Genomic DNA, 19,951 nt, shown 5'->3' with positions numbered 1-19,951 from the left:
GATCTTTTTGCATACCCCGTTACTCCAGCTTGAACTGCCGCAGTTCTTCCTCCAGCCTCTGTGAGATGTCGCTCAGCTCTCTGGACAGTTCAGCTACCTGCTCAATACTGCCGAGCTGCTCCTGTGTATTGGCACTTACCTCTTCAGTGGAGGCAGAATTCTCCTCGGTCGTCGAAGATATGACCTCAATCGCCTGCAGAATCTCATCCTTGTGCTTGTGGACAATCGAGGTGTTATTGCTGATCTGCAGCATCCGTACCTTCAGCTCCTCCAGGTCACTGTTCAAGCTGAAGAAGACCTGCTTCGCATTCTCGACAGATTTGGCATTCTCCTCCGCAATCGTAAGGCCAAGAGTAGTGTGTTCTACGGATAGGCTTGTTTTTTCCTCAATGGCGCTGACCTTCTTGTAGATTTCTTCAGTAGCCCGGGCTGTTTGCTCGGCAAGCTTACGCACCTCACCAGCTACCACCGCGAAGCCTCTGCCATGTTCACCTGCCCGTGCCGCTTCAATGGAAGCATTAAGGGCGAGCAGATTGGTCTGTGTCGCTATTTGATTCACTGTGCCTACGATACCCGAAATCTCATGACGGCTCAGATCAATATCCTCAATGAGCGATGACATCGCTTGTGTAGATCTGTGATTGTCTTCTGCAGCTTTGGAGAGTTGCTCCACCAAGTCAAGACCGGAACTGCTGAGCTCTGCTGAGGTCTGTACCATGGTTCCTACAGTCTGGGCATCACTGGTGATCTCGTCAATCTGATTCGACAACGCACCGGTTTTGTGAAGAATGCTCTCCGATTCAACGGACTGGTAGTTGGTAGCATTCGCAATTTCATTAATGGCCGTAGCCGTTTCGTTCATGGTTATCGCGGTTTTGGTAGAGATGGCTTGCAGGTTCTGGGAGGATTGGGTCAGCACCTGAGTCGTGTTATGGATCACCTGAATCATGCCCTGAATCTTCTGGACCATGCCCGCAATGCCATGAGCAATCTGTCCGATTTCATTGCGAGAGGCATCATTGAGCTGAACCGTCAGGTCTCCGTCTGCAATCCGTTGGATAGCGGCCAGCAGTTTTGGAATGGAGCGTAACAGGTAGCGCAGTGTGAGATAACAGATGAACACCAGGACCAAAGCGGCAACAGCAAAACCGGTGATGGTCGTCCGGGTGAAGGACGTCAGCTCGCTAAGCGCCTCTTGCCGGGTAATGGTTAAGCCTACAGACCATCCGGTATCCTTGCTGGTGGCATAGCCGATATAACGGGGGTTGCCATTATCATCAATGAGCGATACGCCGGATTCGCCGTTAATCATTTTTTTACCGATGGCGCCTAGATCGCCCGGACTCTCTGTAATTTTCTCCTTCAGTACCTTGGCTTCATCCGGGTGGTAGAGAATATCGCCAGAGCGGGTAGCCAGAATGGAGAACCCGGTGCTTCCCAAGGAGTAGCTCTGCATGATCTGCGGGATGTCATCGAAAGCAATATCTGCGGCAATGAAGCCGATCATTTGGCTGCTCTCATTCAGAATCGGATAGAAAATGCCCATCAGCATTTTGCCGCTAATGACGTCGGCGTAAGGTTCAGAATAGTAGAGACCCTTGGATTCGGATACAGGCTTGAAGTAGGGGCGGGCGCGGATATCAAAGTCCGATTTAGAGGTCAGACCGTCATTTTGGAGGAAATATCCCTTCCCGGATAACCCGGCCACCCAGGCATCGGCGAAGGAGGGCTCAGACTTTACAATGTCCGCCAGTGTGGCGAGTGCTTCTGCGGCGTGGGGGGAAGTGGTGATTTGATCTGCTGTAGTGCTCTCAATATATTTTTGAAAAATCGAGTTGGTGGACATTTGTTTGACCAGTGAGCCCTTCTCCTTGAACAGAGCATCGAACTGGCTGACAATTCCCTGCGTTTTGGTCATCAGCATCGACTCTTGCTGGCTTACTAGAATGCTTCGGGTGCTGGAATAGAAGAAGGTACCCAGGATCGAGAAGACGACAAGAATAATGACTAGCAGCACAATGGCCAATGTGTTGGCGATGCTGGTTGAACGGACTGGCCGTTTTTGAATTAGCTGTGACATAGGTCATCTCCCGGATATGTATTAGAGCGAAAGCTCTTAAATAATATGTCGGAATATGGCGGATATTCTTGTAGAGTGAAGGATGTTAATTTGCATAAAAAAACCGGATGGGAAAATATCCCGGTCCGGTAGCCGCTTGAAGGGTGGCAGACATTGATTTGAGTTGAATAGGGTGTAGCCTTCTGGCAGCTTGTAGCTCAATTCCGGCTCGGGCAGCAGAGGTCTCAGCTTATAATTCTCCGGGTACTGCGGGAAGTATAGGACATCCGCCGCAATAGCCATGATCCGCTCTGAGCTTATAGGCCAGACAGCAGGTAGCCTTAACAGATATCGTATCATGCGGAGGGTGGGGGTCCGTCCGGAACTTAGGGGTAATACGGAATGGATTGCTGCGAAGTCCGAATACCTCTGGCGTCAGCTCCCAGTGTGCAGCTTGGAATTGCCCGTGGATCCGGCTGCGGCTGCACTCACAGGAGACGTTATGAGCATCCTCTTCGATAAAAGTATACAGCTGATTATAGACATGCTTCCACAGCATCACCGCTTTGGTCTGTGAAGCCTCGGCAAGCGCGTCAATAACCGGTCTGACAACACTGCTGTAGAACATGCCGAGCTCGCCGGATAATTCTTTTCCATCTCCATCCTGGTCATAGGTCCCGTTCCCCTGATCGTGGATAAAAAAGGCGAATTCGGGATACCCCTCCGTGCGGATGAGCTGCACAGACAGGTTATTCAGTCGCAAGGCATGAGCCAGCGGGTCTGCGGCTGTGAGCAGTGCGTATTTGGCTCCGCAGATCCCGGCGATCCATGTGCAGAAGATGGCTGCCGCTATACGTTTATCCTCAGTCCTAAGCATGGAAGCATAAGTGGTAAGCAGATGCTCAGCATGTGCGGGCATACATAATTCGGTCAGTCGTAAAGTAACCACTGCGTTCTCAATAGCTTCGGGGGAGATGTAGTAACGTTCAGCCCTCTGGAACCTGCCAGTATCGCACATCCTGAATCCCCTTTATTTCGACTTGCCTTCAAAGGCCTTAAGCACCGCATCCACCGCATAACGGTTAGCCAGAGGAGACATCCCCAGGTTGAACCAATCCTTGCCGGCCATGGTGTAGACCTGGTTCTTTTTGACCGCCGTCATGTTCTTCCATAATGGACTCTTCAGCAGATCCTCATAAGTTTTCTTCACCCCGGCATCGTCCTCGTTATTCAACTGAAGGAAGATGTGATCGGGATTATACTCCGGCAGCTTCTCCAGCGAGATGGATAAGGAAGGATCTTTAGTCGGGAAATTCGGGATCATCTCCAGCCCAAGCGTAGTGTGAAGGAATTTTCCGCGGTCAATCTGATCCCCGTAAAGAACGAAGCTGCCCGGCATGACCATCATGTACATCACCGTTTCATTACCCACCAGATCATCCAGCTTCTGCTTGGCTTCTGCCTCCTGAGCCTCCAGATCCTTAATTACCTTCTCTGCAAGCTCCGTCTTGCCGAGTACCCCGGCGATATCCTTCAGCTCATCCCGCCAGTCATCGCGCTGCGGCAGCAGAACCGTCGGAGCGATCCCCGACAACTGGTCATAATCCTTAGCCGACCACCATGTAGGGGCGAGGATCAGATCAGGATTGGCAGAGAGAATCATTTCAAAATTCGGAGTTTGGGCTATACCCATCTTCAGCGTATCCTTGAAGGGCTCCTCTAGATAAGTCGGGAACTCCTCCTGGTAGTTCTGTACAGCAACGGGCGTAACGCCTAACGCTTGCAGAAACTCCGGGTAGACTACGGATAGGCCGACGACTCTGGTCGGATGGGCCGGGATCTTAATTTCGCCCTTCTCACTGTTTACCAGACGAAAGTCCGCTTCTGTTGAAGCTTCTACCTCGGCCTGTCCCGCGTTATTAGAGCAAGCTGCCATTACCAGTACTAGCAGAGCGGCCGTAAAGAATGCAATTCCTGTTCTTATCTGTCGCATGAATTCTATAACCTCCTGAGTTTCGATACCTTGTATCTCACATGAGAGTGAGAATCAATATCACTGTTAGGAGTATAAAACAATCCCTTGGATTCGACTATAGATGATCGCGCCAATATTTCATATCCGATTGCGCCACAGAGATGGCGCGAGGTCAAGAATCAGGTCCTGTGTGAACGGGGTATACTCTGTCCAAGGGAAGGGAGGGAGAAGCTCAACGCGCGAATATCCGGCGGGATCAGGCAGCTTCCACAACTCCTGATGCTGGATTTCTGACCAAATGGCCTGAGAGGCGGCATCCCCGTCTACGATCAACAATAGCTTGTCCGCATCCGCAGACTTCAGTTCCACAAGTGTCAAGGTCTGACGGCTTAGCTTGCGGTTAACAAGGGGAGCGGGGATGAAATGCAGATCATCGTAGAACACCTCGGCCAGGCTTCGGTTAGACAATACGGTGAGGGTCTGACCGGATATTCGGGCGATAAGCAGCTTGCCCTTGGTAAGCTTATAATCCAACTCTGCACGGACTGTTTCCGCCTTGCGTTCATAGGTGCCTAACCAAGCCGCTGCCTCCTCCGACTTGCCAAGAGATTGTCCGATGAAGCTTAATTCCGTCCGCCAATCCATTTGGAGCCGGGGAACAAGCGAAGTGGGGGCAAGCTCTTGAAGCTGCTGCTGCATGGCGGGACTTAGCGTTTGCTCCAGCCCCAGAATATAATCAGGGCGGAGGGAAGCAAGCTGCTGGATGCGGATAGCATCATCTTGGGCAAGCGGCAGCGCCGCATCCGTCTCATATTTTCGCCGGTAATATTCAGCCCAGGGATGGTCCGCAGGAGCCGCGCAGGGAATAATATTCAGGGTGAGCAGCGCCCCTATGAGGCTGCCGTGACAAACTGCGATTTTGAGCTTGGCATTGCGCATGAAGGTGGCCGGAGCTACACCGGTAACTTGCTTGAATTTGCGTCGGAAGTAAGGAACATCCTTGTAACCGACATAAGCGGCGATATCCTTTAATTCATAATTCGAATGCGGAAGCATAAGACTTCTTGCTTGTCTGATCCGGTATTCGGTAAGATATTCGATGGCGCTAAGACCATATTTGTGCTTGAACAGCCGGATAAAATGCCTTACGCTAATGCCTGCTTCGCCCGCCAGCAGGGTGATCGAAAGCTCTTCACGGTAATGCTGCTCTATATAGGCCTTGACCCGTTCCATAATCGTATCGGTATCGTCTGGCTCGGACTGCCTGGCATCGCTGAGCAGACTGTACAGCAGCTCATAGAATCTGCTCTGGGCAAGCAGCTGCTGTAAGGGGTCTGTACTGCCAAGGGAAGCGGTGATAGCCTCACAGTGTTTGCTGTATGTAACAGTTGAAGACATCGCTGTTTCACCTTCCAGTGAGAAGGGGAGCTGGGGCTCCGTTGAGCTTATCCGGCCCGGTTGTACAGGCAGATTCCGCTGGCTAAATACATCAAACCGCAAAATGTATATATTCGGTTCGTCTGAACCGTCCAGGCAGGCTTCGATTAATTGCCCCGGCAGGCAGACAAAGGCAGCTCCCGCTCTGAGTTCGCCATACTTGCCGTCCACAGTGATCCAGCCCCGGCCCGAAACTGGAATCAGGAGCAGATGCGATTCAAGGAATTGCAGTCGGAGTGAACACCCTCCCGTGAGACTGCTGTTCTGCTCGCTGCTCCGAAGCCTGAACCACATCTGATCAAGCTGTCCGAAGGCTCCTGCAGGAGGATTTTCGTTGTTGTTATTCATTCTTCGCACCCCCTTCCGCTATCTGTCACCATGCAGATCAATATCCCTCAGCACCCTTGTGAGTACATACCCCAGGTGGATAAATGCCAGCCTGGAGTGACGGTAGAATGTAGTGCGGCTCATATGAAAAGCTTCGGCAAGCTGTGATTTCCGGTAGTTCTTTTGCAAATAACTCTCTCTCAGTAAGCTTTGCTCCAGCTCTGTGAGCGGATAAGGCGGCTGCTTATCCGTCAGGATATGCTGTACCTGCTGACGTACATACTCTCCGGCAAGCCCAAGCCGCTGCACCAAAGGTATCTCTTCCAGCAGGGCATCCTTATACAAATGCTGAACAATCTGCTTGACATCCTTCCAGTCCAGAGACTGCGGCTCTTCCGCAAGGACTGCTTCCGGGGCTTGCACAGCCAGCTGAAATACCCGCTGTACCCACACCTCAAATGTCACCTGGCGGAAATCGAGGTCCCACACAATCAGCCCTGTTGGAGCAGCCTGCTTAGGTCTTGACTGTATCTGTTCCTGAAAGCCCAAAAGCGGTAATAGCAGGTTTAACTGGTTGTCCGCTGTCGCGACAATGGTGCGCAAGCCCCCGGAAGTGTACACCAGCCACGACTGGAGCAGCATGGCACCCAGCTCTTCCGGCTGGTAGTAGGGCTGCTCTGTGTCTACCGCTGCCAGCAGAATGAACAGTGTATCCGCAGCTTCGGCGGGCAGGCTGTAGAGAGACCCGGCCAATTCTCCCAGCAGTTCCCTATGGGCTGGCGCGTAACGGTCGAGCAGAGGCAGCGTAAGTGCATGCAGTCGCAGGCCTGCCGAGAATCCCAGCGGAATCCCGCTGCTGTTACACAGGACTACAATACTGCCTGGATCCTGCGCTGCAATATCCTCCAGCAGCGCAGGATGCTCACCGGCTGCGATCAGCTCCGACTGCCAGTCCGATCGGGCCAGCGATGCCTCAAGAAAACGGTGCAGATAAGGAAGATCCCCCGGCTCATACCCCCGCTGCCGTTCCTGTGTCCTTACGGCTGAGAAATCTGTATATGTGCCGGTAACCGGCAGCTGCTCGCGGTATAGCTCCAGCACATGGGCGGCAATCTGCATTTGCTGAAGTGTATTGGACGCGGGGAATCTCCCGGTGAGCAGCTCAAGCGTTCTGGACCGCATCCGGTGATATTGTCCTGGGTCCCGCCGCTGGTAGTCTTCCCGCAGCATCCGCGATACGAGCTGGTGCAGGCATAATCCGTTCATGCTGGTACGCACACAAGACAATCGGCTCAGCTCCGCATATTCCGAGGCCGACAGGGGATGTGCCAGCAATTGGTTCAGGATTGTCTGGTCTGCCGCAGGAAGAAGAGATAACAGCTGCAGAGCCTCATACATAAAGGGGGAGGAGGCTTCCTTCAGCAGCTCTGCACTGAGTATCCCCGGAAGCTGATATTCGCGTTCCTGTCTCTCCGGCTCCTGGCGGAGCAGCATATCCAGCGTAAGCGCCAGCAGCAGGGGGTGGCCTCCGGTCTTCTGAACGATATCAACCTGAAGGGCTGGTGAGAGTCCGCTGTCTTGCAGATATTCATAGATCTCCTCACGGGAGAACAACTCCAGAGGATAGGAATGAATCCGCTTGGACCAAAGGGGATGACTATGCCATTTCGTCGGCAGACCGCGGCGGGAGGCCAGAATGAGCAGACATTCAGCTTCGGCCAGCCTAGGCAGCAGACTGGCCAGCAGCCAGCTTTCAAGATAATCTATATGCTCACAGTTATCTATAATCAGTACGGTCCGCTGGCGGGTTAACTCCCGTACCGCATAAGCCAGCATCGTCTCGTCTGTTGCCCGTGTCAGGCCGTATTCTATCTCCAGACTCATCTCCAGACAGGACAGAAAAGCACCTGGAGTCTGCAGGCATATTTGTCCGTCCATCCATAATGTACGCGTGGAGGTACGGCGGGCTCCGGCGTTCAGTTCTGTGAGCAGGGTGGTTTTGCCGATGCCGCCAATACCCGTGACGGAGAAAATTTGCGAACCGGCATCGGGTGCAGCAAGCCATTGGAATAAGGCGTTCTTTTCCCGGCTGAAGCCGACGATCCGCTGAGCTGAGATTTTGCTGTTAGCCGAAGAGAGGTTCATGCTGCACACTACTTTCTATTCAAATTTGAAACAAAAACGGGACCTTTCGATTCAATTCATATATTATACTATTTTTTGATCCGCAGCTTCGGCAGATTTGCAGATGCTTGAACCATTATTATCGTAGCCAAAGGGGAGACTGTAATGAAAAAATACCTGACTATAACGGCAGCCTTGCTGGTTATTGTGATGCTCGTAGGACAGCTTGGACTGTATTCCTTAGTGGTCCATGCGGATTCCGGCTCCGATGAAGCGGATGGCATCCCGCCTGTTACAGACGGATGGGCGGAGGTGTCCACCAGAGAGCAGCTTATGTATCTTAATCAGAATCAGGAGAATTACTTGAGTGCACATATCCGCCTAATGAAGAATATTGACTTATCCGGGGTGAATTGGGTTCCGCTAGGCGGGAATGCTTATGCTGCGTTCAGCGGGATTTTTGATGGACAAGGTCATACGATTAGTGGTGTTGAGGTAACCGGTAACAGCGGCACTAATACCGGCTTCTTTGGCCAATCTACCGGTGCGATCCGAAATCTCGGTCTGGATGTCAATATAAGCGGCGGCTCCATGGTTGGTGGTCTGGTGGGGCATCAAAGCGGGGGAAGTATTGAAAGGGTCTATACGCAAGGGAGTGTTAAAAGCGGAACCGATGGTAGGGTAACCGCTGCCGGAGGTATAGCTGGTGCGATTGTTAATACCAGCCTGAAAATGTCATCCTCCAGTGCCTCAGTCACTGTTGCCAACTCCCCCAATATGTATGCCGGTGGACTTGTGGGTTCTCAGGGGTATGGATCTGTAGAAGATTCTTATTCGACTGGCGAGATAAGCAACGAGCCTCCCGATTACTTTGTGTTCACGAGCGGGATCACAAGCTACCAATTTCATAATACAATAAAAAACACCTATGCCGCAGGACACCTCTCTACTTCGAATGCTGCAACCTATACCCGGAGAGGCGGCATTGGAGCTTTTGGATTTGAGACTACTATTGAGCATTCTTTTTTTGACACGACGACAACAGGAATTCCTGCCAGTGGAATCAATACTAGTGGAGCGGATTTATTCACAAGCAGCACAATAGATATTAAGGCACTGACTACTGTGGAGATGAAGAAGCAGAGCAGCTATGCAGGATGGGATTTCAATCATACCTGGAACATTCATGATAATGTTAACAACGGTTATCCCTACCTGCGTCCTGCCGTATTGACGGAGGAGCTTCCCGGGGGAATCAAGGGGCAGCCTTATTCCGTAGACCTGTCAGCCTTCGACGGCGCACATATAGGTCTCAATTGGAGTGCCTCCGGCCTTCCGCAAGGACTCAGTGTCAGCACCCGTGGAGAACTGCGGGGTACGCCCGCAGAGGCCGGCACCTTCAATATTCGTCTGCAAGTAACGGATGCGGGCTTGGCCACCGCTTCACGTGATCTTCAGCTTGTTGTCAGTCAGTATGCTCTTGAAATCGGCAGGCTTGCGATTCATCCGGGCCAGGTGGTAGGCTCCACGGCAATAATGGCTGAGCCGAACCGGTCCGGCGACAGCTTCGCTTATGTTCTGGGGAGTACCGGGATGTCACCGCCGCTGCTTGACAGTGCCCTGCTGGTGGATGCGGTAGATTATATTCCGGACACGGATATCCCTGCTGTCCTTGCCGGACAATATCTCGATCTGTATGAGGTCAATGAGGACCGGCTGATTCAGGCATGGCACCAGTTCAGAATAGAAGACGGTCATATCCGTACTTTCATTCCGGTCAGTGGTGTTAGCCTGAATGTCTCCCGGCTAACCTTGAGGGTCGGCGAGCCCTCTGTCCGGCTGCAGGCAACCGTTCTGCCTGAAGACGCAACGAATCCGGATATCACCTGGAGCTCAAGTAACACGGAGGTAGTAACCGTAGACCAGAACGGGCAGGTGGAGCCTGTCGCTACTGGCGAAGCGACGATTACCATTACTTCTGTGCAAAATGCCTTGACGGCGCAGACAGAGATCACGGTGCTTCCCGCCACTGTCCAGACAGGGACGATTACCGGTTCAGTCTATGGTACGGGGGATTTACCGCTGGCGGGAGCCATTGTATCCATAGACAGCTTCAGTGCCGTTACCGGCAGTGAGGGAGTATACAGGCTGGATGAGATTCCTGCCGGCGTATATACACTCCAATTGTCTGCACAGGGTTATGCGCCTATGGAGCAGCTAGTGAATGTGTATGCAGGACAAACGGCAGATGCAGGCCGCACTCATCTAACTTTGCTGGCAACGCCGACACCGGTGCCAACGGAAACACCGAAGCCGACACCGACAGCAACGGCCACGCCGACACCAACGCCAACGGCGACACCGACAGCAACGCCAACGGCGACACCGACAGCAACGCCGACAGCGACACCTACGGCAACGCCGACAGCGACACCTACGGCAACGCCGGCAGCGACACCTACGGCAACGCCGGCAGCGACACCTACGGCAACGCCGGCAGCGACACCGACAGCAACGGCCACGCCGACAGCAACGCCAACGGTGACACCAACAGCGACGCCGACGGCAACTCAGGAGCCCTCGATTGTGCACGAAGCAATTGTCGTTTCGAGCCCGCCTAATCCTGGCGTTGTTCTGATCCGGCTTACTGCTAATGATCAGGAGCTTCTGGCGAAAGCAACGCTTGAAGCCATGGATGATGGCCGGTCGGCGCTCCGGGTCAGGCTTGATGATGCTTTTATAGTCCAGGCGTTTGCTTCAGACAAGGAAGCTGTGATCAAGCTCGAGAATAGCAGGGATATTGCATTTGTTGATGTATCGCTTTCCGTTCTGAGGGAGGTGTTACAACAACGGCCGGGCGCTTCGTTAACCATTGAAGTAAATGGAATCGGCTTCGAGCTGCGGCTTGACCCGTTAGATCAGTGGCCTGACAGCAAGATCCTTACAGTCGGAATGGGCACAGCCGCATCTGCAACCAGCGACAGCTTCAGGGCAGCTTCTATCAAGAAGGGCTATAAGCTGCTCGGCAGTCCTGTAGACTTCACGCTTGATATCGATGGTGTCCAGGCAGAGAGCTATAGTCCTCTGTACACCAGACATATCCTTCCTCTTGCCTCACCAGCCAATCCGGGGACAACAACTGTGGTATGGGTGGATAATGACCAGGAGCTTCATTATGTACCTGCCGTGTTTGACGTTGAAGGGCAGGCGGGCCGGGCTATAGTCTACACGCCGCTTAACCGTGCATATGCGCTCGTTACGTCCGGATATTTCTTTGCGGATTCGGCTGGACATTGGGCACAGGCTGACATTGAACTGCTTGCCAATAAGCTGATTGTTGAAGGGATAAGCAGCGTTTCCTTTGCCCCTTCGCAACAGGTTACGCGCGGTGAGTTTGCAGCAATGCTTGTGCGTTCTCTTGGACTTCATGCCCGTCCATCGGTAGGTTCGTTCGCAGATATCCCGGCAGAAGCCTGGTATGCTGAATCCGTCGGCATGATCCAGACCGCAGGGATCATGGACGGCTTCGAGAAGGGTTTATTCAGGCCGGAGGATTATATTACGCGGGAGCAGATGGCTGTAGCTATGGCCCGGGCGCTGAACTTCTCAGGCAAGCTGCCCCAATCGTCCGGAACTGAAGTGTTCTCCGACCAGAACAGCATTGCAGCATGGGCATCTGAATCTGTGGTCCTGCTGTCGCAAGCCGGACTTATCCATGGGGACCCCGCAGGCGATTTCAACCCTAAGGAGCCGGCAACCCGCGCAGAGAGCGCAGTAATGATTAGGCGGCTGCTGCAATATCTGCAATGGATTAATAGCTGAGCCTTACATTGAAGCTTATAGTTAGTCTGTAACAAGCCTGTTCCTGCGGATGAAAGCAGGAACAGGCTTGTTTGGTGATCCGCTCCCAACCCAGAATTGAATGTTGATTATTACACAAGTATGCCTTATCATCTTCATTAACGCTTTGACTCATTAAAGTGGAGGCGAATGTATGCTGCTTCAGTGATCATACACAGAGTGAATTCAGTATGAATGAACTGGAACGGTTTTATTGGGGGGAGAGAATACATGTTTGGTTGGCTGGGCTGGAAGACAGGATTGCCTTTATGGTGGTCCAATCGCTTGAACAGGAATTTAGAGTCTGATATTACTGATGTTTTTGAAGGAATTGCAGAAACACGCAAGGAAATATTACATAATTGGGCTGAATTGTATTGGAATTACTTAAGTCGGCTGCACGAGCAATTACGGATGCTTCCCGGTGAGAACCGTTTTCCAAATGGAGGGGATCCGGCCGTATGGGAGTCTTTATTCGCAGCTACCCAAGGCAGGGCGGCTGATTTTTCCGAGATTTTTGTGCTGAACGGGGAAGGCACCGTAATATCGACTACCTTTCCGGCGCACCGTGGCAAACAGTATGGGGACGAAAGTATCCTTGGTGAGTGCTTGCGGTATGCCTCCGAGGGAGCAGAGGGGCGTAAATGTCTGTTCGGACCCTACGCCGATCCGGTGACTCTGCAAGCGGGGCCCGGCACCTCAACCTTTTTCGATGAGATCACTATGTTGTTTGTGCTGCCGGTTGTGGAGCAGGGGAAGATCGAGGGCTTCTTGTGCGGCCGCGTGCCTAATGATGTTATTGGTGATTTGATCCAGCGGGAATCGGGGCATATCTATCCGGATTCGGGCGACCATTATCTGTTCATGGCAGAGCCCCGGCTGCAGGTGGGGATTAAGCCGGGGACTGCGTTGTCACGGAGCCGGTTTGAGGACCGCACCTTCACACATGGCGAGAATCTGAAGGATGGGGTATCGACGCGCTGGGGGACGGTGAAGGTGGAGAAGCATACCGAGCTGGAGCTGATGTTTACCGACCCGGCTTCGGGAGAGCTCCACCCCGGTGTGGCAAACGTGATTGCTTACGGCAGTAATGTATGCGTTTCATTTCCAGGCTACTCGGATTACCGCCATATTCCTGTCATTGGCAAAGGGGTTACAGTTCAGCTTCCACATTGCCCTGATGTGTGGGGAATGATGTGTGAAGCCGACTTTGAGGAAGTCTATCGCACCCGCAGCCTTGGCTTTAACGTGACTAAGCTGATGCTGCCCTTGCTGATTGCGATGGCTATCCTTGTAGCGGCAGTGGCCGGACTGCTGAACGGAAGCGGGGCTGTTGCCCGGATGGGCAGCGCTTTGGGAACGGGGACGGCTGTGCTGATCTGCGGGCTGATACTCTGGCAGATGATTCTCCGTACCATCCTGCTTCCCGAAACAGGACGTATTCATCAATTGAACCGCTTCATACGCCGCAATACGGAAGGCAGCAGCGATCTCACCCAAAGAATTCCGCTTCACGATTTCGGAACAGATGAGCTGCGTGATACGGCGAAATGGATCAACAGTATGATTGATTCCCAGGAAAGCATTCTGCTGAAGGTCAAGCACGCGGCGGATGATGTCATTGTGAGCCAGCGCCAATTGAGTCATTCCACCGCTGAGACCGAGCAATCGACTGAACGCGTAAATGAACGCATTGAAGCCATGGTGGAGAGCATTCTTCGGCAGCTTCAAGATCTTGATGCGGTAAGCGCTGCTGTGGCGGATATGCGCATAACTCTACAGAATCTCGAACAGCAGGCTGCTGATCAGATCAGAGTGGCCCGCGAGGAGGTGGAGAATATCGGAGATCAAATGTCGAACATCTCCCTGCAAGTATCAGCTACGCATGAAACGATGGACTCCTTCGTCGGCACCACGCGCCAGATTGAGGACGTATTGCAGATGATCGAGCGGATCGCCTCTCAGACGAATCTGCTGGCGTTAAATGCTTCGATTGAAGCAGCCAGGGTAGGAGAGCATGGAAGAGGATTTGCGGTTGTTGCCTCAGAGATTCGTAAGCTGGCGGAATCAACCGGACAATCGGTAGCGGACATTCAGGAGACGATTGGGCATATCTATACCGGCTCAGAGCGTGCCCAGCAATCCATGGCAGAGGTTACTCAAGTAGTTGAAGAGGGCAATACGCGTGTCGCTGCAGCAACCAGACTGCTGATACAGGCGAATGATCAGGATGCGAGCAAATCTCAGGTCATTGACCGGGTTGTCCAGCTGATGGAGGAGATCACGGCCGTCAGCATGGATAACCGCAGCATCTCTGCTGAAGTCGAGAAGAAGCTGGCAGCGCTCAGAGAAGATTATGTTCATGTACAACAGACCACGCAATTTGTTGAGGTGATCGGGACCTTTTTGCAGCAGCTGATCGGACAGTTTAGATTGAAGGATATTCGTAAATCTTAAGTGAAAAAAGGGGCACCGCTGATACGCCGCCTTTTTAGCCATCGGGCCTTGGCAGCCGACCGCGATTGGCAGGATCTCAGCATTATCGCCCTCATTCAATCATAAGAAGCCCGCATCCTGTGCGGGCTCTTCGTGTTTTACTGAATGAAATCAATCCCAATGAATGATTGCCACCGTATTCTCCTCAGACGAAATTCAGTGGCTCCAATCACCATTGCAGTGTTGTAAATGATAATGGTTATCAATTATAATGTGGGAAATATACGATGAGGTGCTTCTATGAAGTGGTCAGAAAGATTTCGGATATGGAATCATGTGCCTGTGAAAGTGTTGGATATCCGTCATGTGATTATGCAGCCGGGAGAGAAGCTTCAGAGTTATACTTTGCCTTCAAGTGCGTTTGTGTTCACGAATCAGGGAGAAGCCAAAGTCATGCTGGACGGGTACGGGAGCGCATCAGGCAATCACCAGGTCGTACATGGCGGCAAAGGTGCAGTTCTTCATATCTGCTGCTTGAGCAGTACGTTTGATTATTACCTGATCTTATACAAGCCTTGTCCCGGCAGTCCATTCACAGACCTAGCGGGGGGCAATCACAATCCGTTCCAGCAGCCCTATGTCTTCCAAGGGAGCGATCCCTGGATGATCCTCTCCCTGCAAGAGCGCATGCTTCAGCTTTGGAAAAGCGGAGGGGAGCTGGAACGGATGCAGGTGACCGGACTGTTCTATCAGTTCGTGTCTGAACAATTCCGTCAGCTCCAGCTGGGCGGAGCGCAGCAGGCGGAACCGGATCTGGCTGAACAGATCGCCCGTTATATCCGGGAATATTATCGCCAGCCCCTCTCTATGACAGCTATGGCTGAGCTGTTCCACTACAGCGCCCATCATTTGGTGAGGGTATTCAAGCGTAAGTATGATTGCAGTCCCATGGAGTATGTGAGCCGGACCCGGATGCAGCAAGCCAGAACCCTGCTGGCAGGGACAGATGCTCCTATCCGCCATGTTGCTGAAAGTGTCGGGTATACGGATTTCTATTACTTCAGCAGACTATTCAAAAAGCTGTACGGAGAGACCCCCGCCCAGTTCAAAATGCACGCACCGTTACACAAAGGTTCAATTCCTACCAATGATATGCCGGAATCGTTCATTGCTCCAGCGAAAGAACAACGCTATATTGATATCAGTGATAATCATTATCAATACAGAACATGGAGTGTGAATGATTTGAAAGTTAGCCATAAACTCACTTTTGCCGTATCCCTCTTGTTTAGTCTGTCTGTGCTGCTTGCAGCTTGCGGAGGCGGGAATACGAAACCCGAAGCAGCAGCAACAAGAATATTTACCGATGGCTTCGGCAGACAGGTGGAAATTCCAGTCGAGCCTGGCGCGGTAGTGGCGCTCGCTTATGGCGGTTATATGCTTCCTCTCGGCCTGATGCCGGCGGGTGTCAACCAGGAGACGCTGGATCAATACAAAGAAGAGATGAAGACTGTGGAGAATATAGGGGCAGGAACAGGCAGTGTTGAAGCCATCTCTGCATTGGAGCCAGATCTGATTATCATTCCGGACTATCTTGGTGAAGATGTAATTGAGACCTATGAGAAGATTGCTCCAACTGTAGCAGTCGCCTGGGGCGGTGACCCGGATGTGGTGAATACCTTAACAACCATGGGCGATATTATGGGTAAGCAAGAGGAAGCGGAGCAATGGATTGCTTCTTTCGATGAGAAGCTGCAGGGCATCCGCGATAACATCAATATCAAAATTGATGAAGGAACTACAGCGATCTCATTCATTATCCGTAACGGAGAGGTGTTGCTCGGAGGGGAAGGAGGTACCTTGGGCAAGCTGATCTATCAGGATTTCGGTTTTGCAATGCCTGAGCAATTCAAGCCCTATGCGGATGGGGGAACGGTACTGTCCATGGAGATGCTGGTGGACAAGCCGGCGGATTACTTTTTTACACAAATGACGGATGAAGAGCTGGCTACCATGATGGAGCTGTTCAAGGAGCCTGTCTATCAGAGCATCCCTGCGGTGAAGAACAACCGGATTATTAATGTATCCCGTGTGAACTGGAACAACGGCCCTTATACCGTAGACAGAGGCGTTGATGCGTTGATTGAGCAGGTATCGAAGCTGCAGGAATAGACGGCTGGACCTGAAGCAGCCCCGGAAGCATGGAGACATCAGACTTTTAAATGATGATTTTCCGAGAAAAAAGACACTCTCCTCAGAACAATGAGCAGAGTGTCTTTGAGTTACCGGCTTCCCCTCATAACGGATCGAATTTCTTCTGGCGCAATGAACTCGTGAATGATGTGACGGAAGGATTCGTGATTATCATAGCTGTTGTACATACGCCAGGCCAGTGTGTGGGAGCTGCCAAAAAATAACCGCTCAAACTGGATTTGTCGCCCTCCGAATGCACCCGCTCCGAGTTCCCAAGCAAGCCGGAATAAAGCGTTTCGGAACCAGGCCTCTGAAGCCGAACCCTTCAAATACTGACTAAGGTACGTACCCGCGCTTGTATCGAAGTCGGACTCCGAGAGGATCATGATGAGACCGCTTGAACTGATATTTTGAACCATTTCAATCAGTTCCGGATAAAATTCCGAAAAGTGAACAGACGAAGCCAAAAGTGGACCTTTGTCTGGAACGAGATATCCGAATTTGTCCGGGGAAGCCCCTATTTCAGAAGCAAGTCTTAAGGCTTTGAAGGTCTCTAAATAGGTTATCGTTCTGGAAATAGGCTGAATAGTATGGGGCTCAGGGATAACGTTTTGTTCTTCCGCCAAAGATTCCAGCAACCCGAGAAAGAACTCTGTTTTAGCAATATAGCGGGTGATGATTTGATGGGCCAGATGCGTATGGAAGTGACTCTCGCCGAACAATCGGGAACAGTACATTTCATCTCCGTAATAAAATACACGGTCATGAGGGATAAGAACACGGTCAAATATGACTAGGGTATCCATTTCTTCATATCTTGAGCTTAACGGATGGTCGTAGGCAGATGAGGCTGCGTAGCTTTCACGGCAAAAAAAAGTCATCCCGTGCAGATCATTAGGCACGGCGAAGGCAAACGCGAACGGATTATCATCATCCACAAACGAGGGGGAAGGCGTCGGGAATACGAGCATTTCATCGCATGTAGCCCCTTGTGTTGCCATCATAAAAGCACCGGTTACAATGATCCCTTCATCATTGATTTCTACGACTTTAGCAGCGATAGAATCCTCTGTAGCATCAATCTGGCCGGATATTTTGCTTGCTTGAGGCTGGATGAATGCATGGGATAAGGTAATGTCATGATCCCGGCAGTAAGCATAGTACTTTCTGAGGTTCTCAGCATATTTCGGATTCAGTTCCTCAAGGATATTGGCCGCTGTTAACAGAGACATTAGGGCTGTATTCATATAATCCGGGGAACGTCCTAAAAACCCATGATGGCAGTTGGACCAGAGTTCAATCATTTTTCTGCGGCGCTGTAAATCTTCAGCATTCTTGGGTGGAAGAAAAGATAGACCGACAGGCTCTCCTGTATCGGGTGAAGGGTAGGTCATCTGTGCTAAATAACGCTCATCACACTGCATGTCGTACATTTCGGCTTGGGTTTGTATGAGACCTTGAAATGCGGGATGCTTGGATAGAGGACCTTCGATCCGTGTTCCTTTGTAAAAGATATTGATATTTTGCCGGTCGATACGTTCGATGTATTGGCTACCTGTTTTAATGGGCACACGGTTCACCTCTTTAAAAGACACAGCTTTCACTAAAAAAAGCCGTGTTATTGCTTTTAATATACGTAACCATGATCTGCTTTGTACATTGTCCGTAGATCGTGTGAGAGACGGGGAGTTGTATTCAAACTCTATAGAAAGAAGATATGCCGCTAGCCTCTTAGCAGTATTGACGATGATTATGTTTACTTTACTACCGTTATTATATGGGGTATACTATCGGTAGTTAATTCTGTATTTATCTTAAGGAGGCTGAATATGTACAGATCAGGTCTTACCGTATGGTACAGCGTATCCGACTTGGAGCAGACGATGGCGTTTTACTCAGGAAAGCTTGGTTTCGAGGTTATCTTTCATGATGCGGAGAGTGGCATGGCCATGGTGAGTACCAATACTAAGGACTGTGTTATTGGTTTTTCAGTGGCAGACACCGTAGAACCGGCTACTTCTTCGACCGTATTTGAGGTATGGAATATCGAGGAAGCGATACAGCTGCTCAAGAGTATAGGGGTAATTTTCATTGGTGAAGTTGAACTTATTCCGGAGTTGACCAAGCTGGCTACATTCGTGGACCCCGACGGGCATAATCTGATGTTAGCCGAATCCCTTACAGACTCTTGATCAAGAAAGAAGAGATACTCAAGCTAAGCCGGGAGCTAACCGGGCAATGGACCTTGCCCATTCTGCTGTCGCTTGACGAACGTGGCGGTCGCTTCACCCCGCTGCAGAACAAGCTAGGTATCGCTCCCTCCCGGCTGACTGCCAATTTGAAAAAGATGATAGCGGATGGTCTGCTCATTCATCTTTCTCCGCAAGATCGGAGGCACCCGCTCCTTCCTGAGTATGTGCTGACCGACAAAGGGCGGCTTCACCGAGAAGCCGCGCGTGCTGTCCAACTCAGCGAACAGAAGATTGGGCATGGCAGACTTTCAGACAGAGCCTGGGGCTTGTCTGTTCTACTAACGCTGAACTTTAATAATGAACGGTTCGAGGATATCCGCAAGTCGCTCACCGGTATAACGCCGCGCCAACTATCCCTGCGTCTGCATGATTTTCATGACGGCGGTCTTGTCTGTAAGCAATTGTCCGAAGAGCCGAGACCTTCCTTCTGCTACCAGCTGGGACAGCCAGTTCAGCAGCCGATTCACCTACTGTCTATCGATTTGGCATCCCTGCTGTGATCTGTCACTTCCGTATAACTTCCCTCGGCAGTAAACTGCGACAGATACATGTTCCCAAATTCTGGAGTCGTAACCGCCAGAAGGGGTTTCTCTTGCTTTTCGTGAGAAGAGTCAATCAGAACAGCCCCTGCAACATCATTGGTATAGTGGTCGGCAAATGCCCTTACATTCAACCCGCCGATACTGTGTCCCACCAGCACATAAGGGCCTGGAATATTAGCCTTTTGGAATCGCGAGTTGTTGACAGAAAAGCCCAAAGAGGGCTGGGACAGGTCACTGCCTCTTAACCTGTCCCAGCCCCCAAACCCGCGTCCGACGAAGCTTCTCGGTTCTTATCGGTTGCTTAGCTTTCGATGATAATGCTCTCCAGCTTGAGATTAACCGGGTTTGCGAGCGTATCTCCAACTGGGCATTTGCTTTCCAGGAATCGTACAAATTCTTCAACCTGTTCTTTGGGTGAATCTGTTTTAATACGGAAGGTATACCGAATTTCTGAATAGCCCGGACGCACCTCCGACTTGTTGAAAAAGCCATCCAGATCAAGATCGCCTTCTACATCCACGAAGAAATCCTTGAGGTTCACGCCGAATTTAGGCGCATACACTCTGGCTACGATAGACTGACATGCTCCCAGTGAGGCCAGCAAAGCTTCGACCGGATTCATACCGGTATCAGTTCCGCCCAAGCTTTTGGGCTCGTCAATAATAAATTCAAAGTTTCGGGATGCTACTTTCACTTGGACTCCGTCTTGCAAATGCGCAGATGCTTTAAAGGTTTGGAGAGCGGTCATTTTAAAAATCTCCTTCTA

The 19,951-nt window shown here is 51.4% G+C and carries 12 protein-coding genes and 1 pseudogene; 5 read left to right on the top strand and 8 right to left on the bottom strand.

What is annotated here, in order from left to right; genetic code table 11:
* Positions 1-19: 19 nt before the first annotated feature.
* From MKX42_RS19160 to MKX42_RS19140, 5 genes are all read right to left on the bottom strand, one after another.
* Positions 20-2,080: a methyl-accepting chemotaxis protein gene (locus MKX42_RS19160; protein WP_340753894.1), complete on the bottom strand. Its 2,061-nt coding sequence runs from the start codon at positions 2,078-2,080 to the stop codon at positions 20-22.
* Between the two features lie 229 nt (positions 2,081-2,309).
* Positions 2,310-3,077, bottom strand: a complete 768-nt coding sequence (locus MKX42_RS19155) for a (2Fe-2S)-binding protein (RefSeq protein WP_340753893.1) — start codon at positions 3,075-3,077, stop codon at positions 2,310-2,312.
* Between the two features lie 12 nt (positions 3,078-3,089).
* On the bottom strand, positions 3,090-4,052 hold the full coding sequence (locus MKX42_RS19150) for an ABC transporter substrate-binding protein (RefSeq protein ID WP_340753892.1): 963 nt from the start codon (positions 4,050-4,052) through the stop codon (positions 3,090-3,092).
* Between the two features lie 120 nt (positions 4,053-4,172).
* Entirely contained in the window at positions 4,173-5,819 is a 1,647-nt protein-coding gene (locus MKX42_RS19145; protein ID WP_340753891.1) for a helix-turn-helix domain-containing protein, read from the bottom strand.
* Between the two features lie 18 nt (positions 5,820-5,837).
* Complete coding sequence (locus tag MKX42_RS19140) at positions 5,838-7,943, bottom strand: bacterio-opsin activator (RefSeq protein WP_340753890.1); 2,106 nt, start codon at positions 7,941-7,943, stop codon at positions 5,838-5,840.
* Between the two features lie 144 nt (positions 7,944-8,087).
* On the opposite strand from MKX42_RS19140, the gene MKX42_RS19135 reads away from it, so the two are divergent.
* From MKX42_RS19135 to MKX42_RS19125, 3 genes are all read left to right on the top strand, one after another.
* Positions 8,088-11,744, top strand: coding sequence for an S-layer homology domain-containing protein (locus MKX42_RS19135; protein ID WP_340753889.1), 3,657 nt, complete (start codon positions 8,088-8,090; stop codon positions 11,742-11,744).
* Between the two features lie 303 nt (positions 11,745-12,047).
* Positions 12,048-14,219 (top strand): methyl-accepting chemotaxis protein, encoded by a 2,172-nt coding sequence (locus tag MKX42_RS19130; RefSeq protein WP_340753888.1) that lies wholly within the window; start codon positions 12,048-12,050, stop codon positions 14,217-14,219.
* 279 nt (positions 14,220-14,498) lie between these two features.
* Positions 14,499-16,370, top strand: a complete 1,872-nt coding sequence (locus MKX42_RS19125) for an ABC transporter substrate-binding protein (protein WP_340753887.1) — start codon at positions 14,499-14,501, stop codon at positions 16,368-16,370.
* Between the two features lie 110 nt (positions 16,371-16,480).
* Here the strand turns inward: MKX42_RS19125 and MKX42_RS19120 are convergent, their stop codons facing one another.
* Positions 16,481-17,962 (bottom strand): 4-hydroxyphenylacetate 3-hydroxylase family protein, encoded by a 1,482-nt coding sequence (locus tag MKX42_RS19120; protein ID WP_340753886.1) that lies wholly within the window; start codon positions 17,960-17,962, stop codon positions 16,481-16,483.
* Positions 17,963-18,220: 258 nt separating this feature from the next.
* Here MKX42_RS19120 and MKX42_RS19115 point away from each other — a divergent pair, with 258 nt between their 5' ends.
* Positions 18,221-18,583 carry a VOC family protein gene (locus MKX42_RS19115; protein WP_340753885.1) on the top strand — a complete coding sequence of 121 codons (363 nt, stop codon included), beginning with the start codon at positions 18,221-18,223 and terminating at the stop codon, positions 18,581-18,583.
* Positions 18,580-19,143: a winged helix-turn-helix transcriptional regulator gene (locus MKX42_RS19110; protein WP_340753884.1), complete on the top strand. Its 564-nt coding sequence runs from the start codon at positions 18,580-18,582 to the stop codon at positions 19,141-19,143. The genes MKX42_RS19115 and MKX42_RS19110 overlap by 4 nt, the downstream gene beginning before the upstream one ends.
* Here the strand turns inward: MKX42_RS19110 and MKX42_RS19105 are convergent.
* Both MKX42_RS19105 and MKX42_RS19100 read right to left on the bottom strand, forming a co-directional pair.
* A pseudogene (locus tag MKX42_RS19105) lies at positions 19,107-19,442 on the bottom strand (alpha/beta fold hydrolase); the annotation flags it as partial. The gene MKX42_RS19110 and the pseudogene MKX42_RS19105 overlap by 37 nt on opposite strands.
* Positions 19,443-19,486: 44 nt before the next feature.
* Complete coding sequence (locus MKX42_RS19100; protein ID WP_036728968.1) at positions 19,487-19,933, bottom strand: OsmC family protein; 447 nt, start codon at positions 19,931-19,933, stop codon at positions 19,487-19,489.
* Positions 19,934-19,951 lie beyond the last annotated feature (18 nt).

The sequence above is a fragment of the Paenibacillus sp. FSL R7-0204 genome, from assembly GCF_038002225.1.
Taxonomy (GTDB): Bacteria; Bacillota; Bacilli; order Paenibacillales; family Paenibacillaceae; genus Paenibacillus_AQ.
Note: the sequence above shows the minus strand (reverse complement) of the source record. Positions and strands in the feature narration are given on the sequence as shown.

What these genes read in the sequence shown, in the direction of transcription:
- MKX42_RS19125 (WP_340753887.1), top strand. Translation starts at nt 14,499, where the DNA reads ATGAAGTGGTCAGAAAGATTTCGGATATGGAATCATGTGCCTGTGAAA.
- MKX42_RS19135 (WP_340753889.1), top strand. Translation starts at nt 8,088, where the DNA reads ATGAAAAAATACCTGACTATAACGGCAGCCTTGCTGGTTATTGTGATG.
- MKX42_RS19155 (WP_340753893.1), bottom strand. Translation starts at nt 3,077, where the DNA reads ATGTGCGATACTGGCAGGTTCCAGAGGGCTGAACGTTACTACATCTCC.
- MKX42_RS19160 (WP_340753894.1), bottom strand. Translation starts at nt 2,080, where the DNA reads ATGTCACAGCTAATTCAAAAACGGCCAGTCCGTTCAACCAGCATCGCC.
- MKX42_RS19100 (WP_036728968.1), bottom strand. Translation starts at nt 19,933, where the DNA reads ATGACCGCTCTCCAAACCTTTAAAGCATCTGCGCATTTGCAAGACGGA.
- MKX42_RS19140 (WP_340753890.1), bottom strand. Translation starts at nt 7,943, where the DNA reads ATGAACCTCTCTTCGGCTAACAGCAAAATCTCAGCTCAGCGGATCGTC.
- MKX42_RS19145 (WP_340753891.1), bottom strand. Translation starts at nt 5,819, where the DNA reads ATGAATAACAACAACGAAAATCCTCCTGCAGGAGCCTTCGGACAGCTT.
- MKX42_RS19115 (WP_340753885.1), top strand. Translation starts at nt 18,221, where the DNA reads ATGTACAGATCAGGTCTTACCGTATGGTACAGCGTATCCGACTTGGAG.
- MKX42_RS19150 (WP_340753892.1), bottom strand. Translation starts at nt 4,052, where the DNA reads ATGCGACAGATAAGAACAGGAATTGCATTCTTTACGGCCGCTCTGCTA.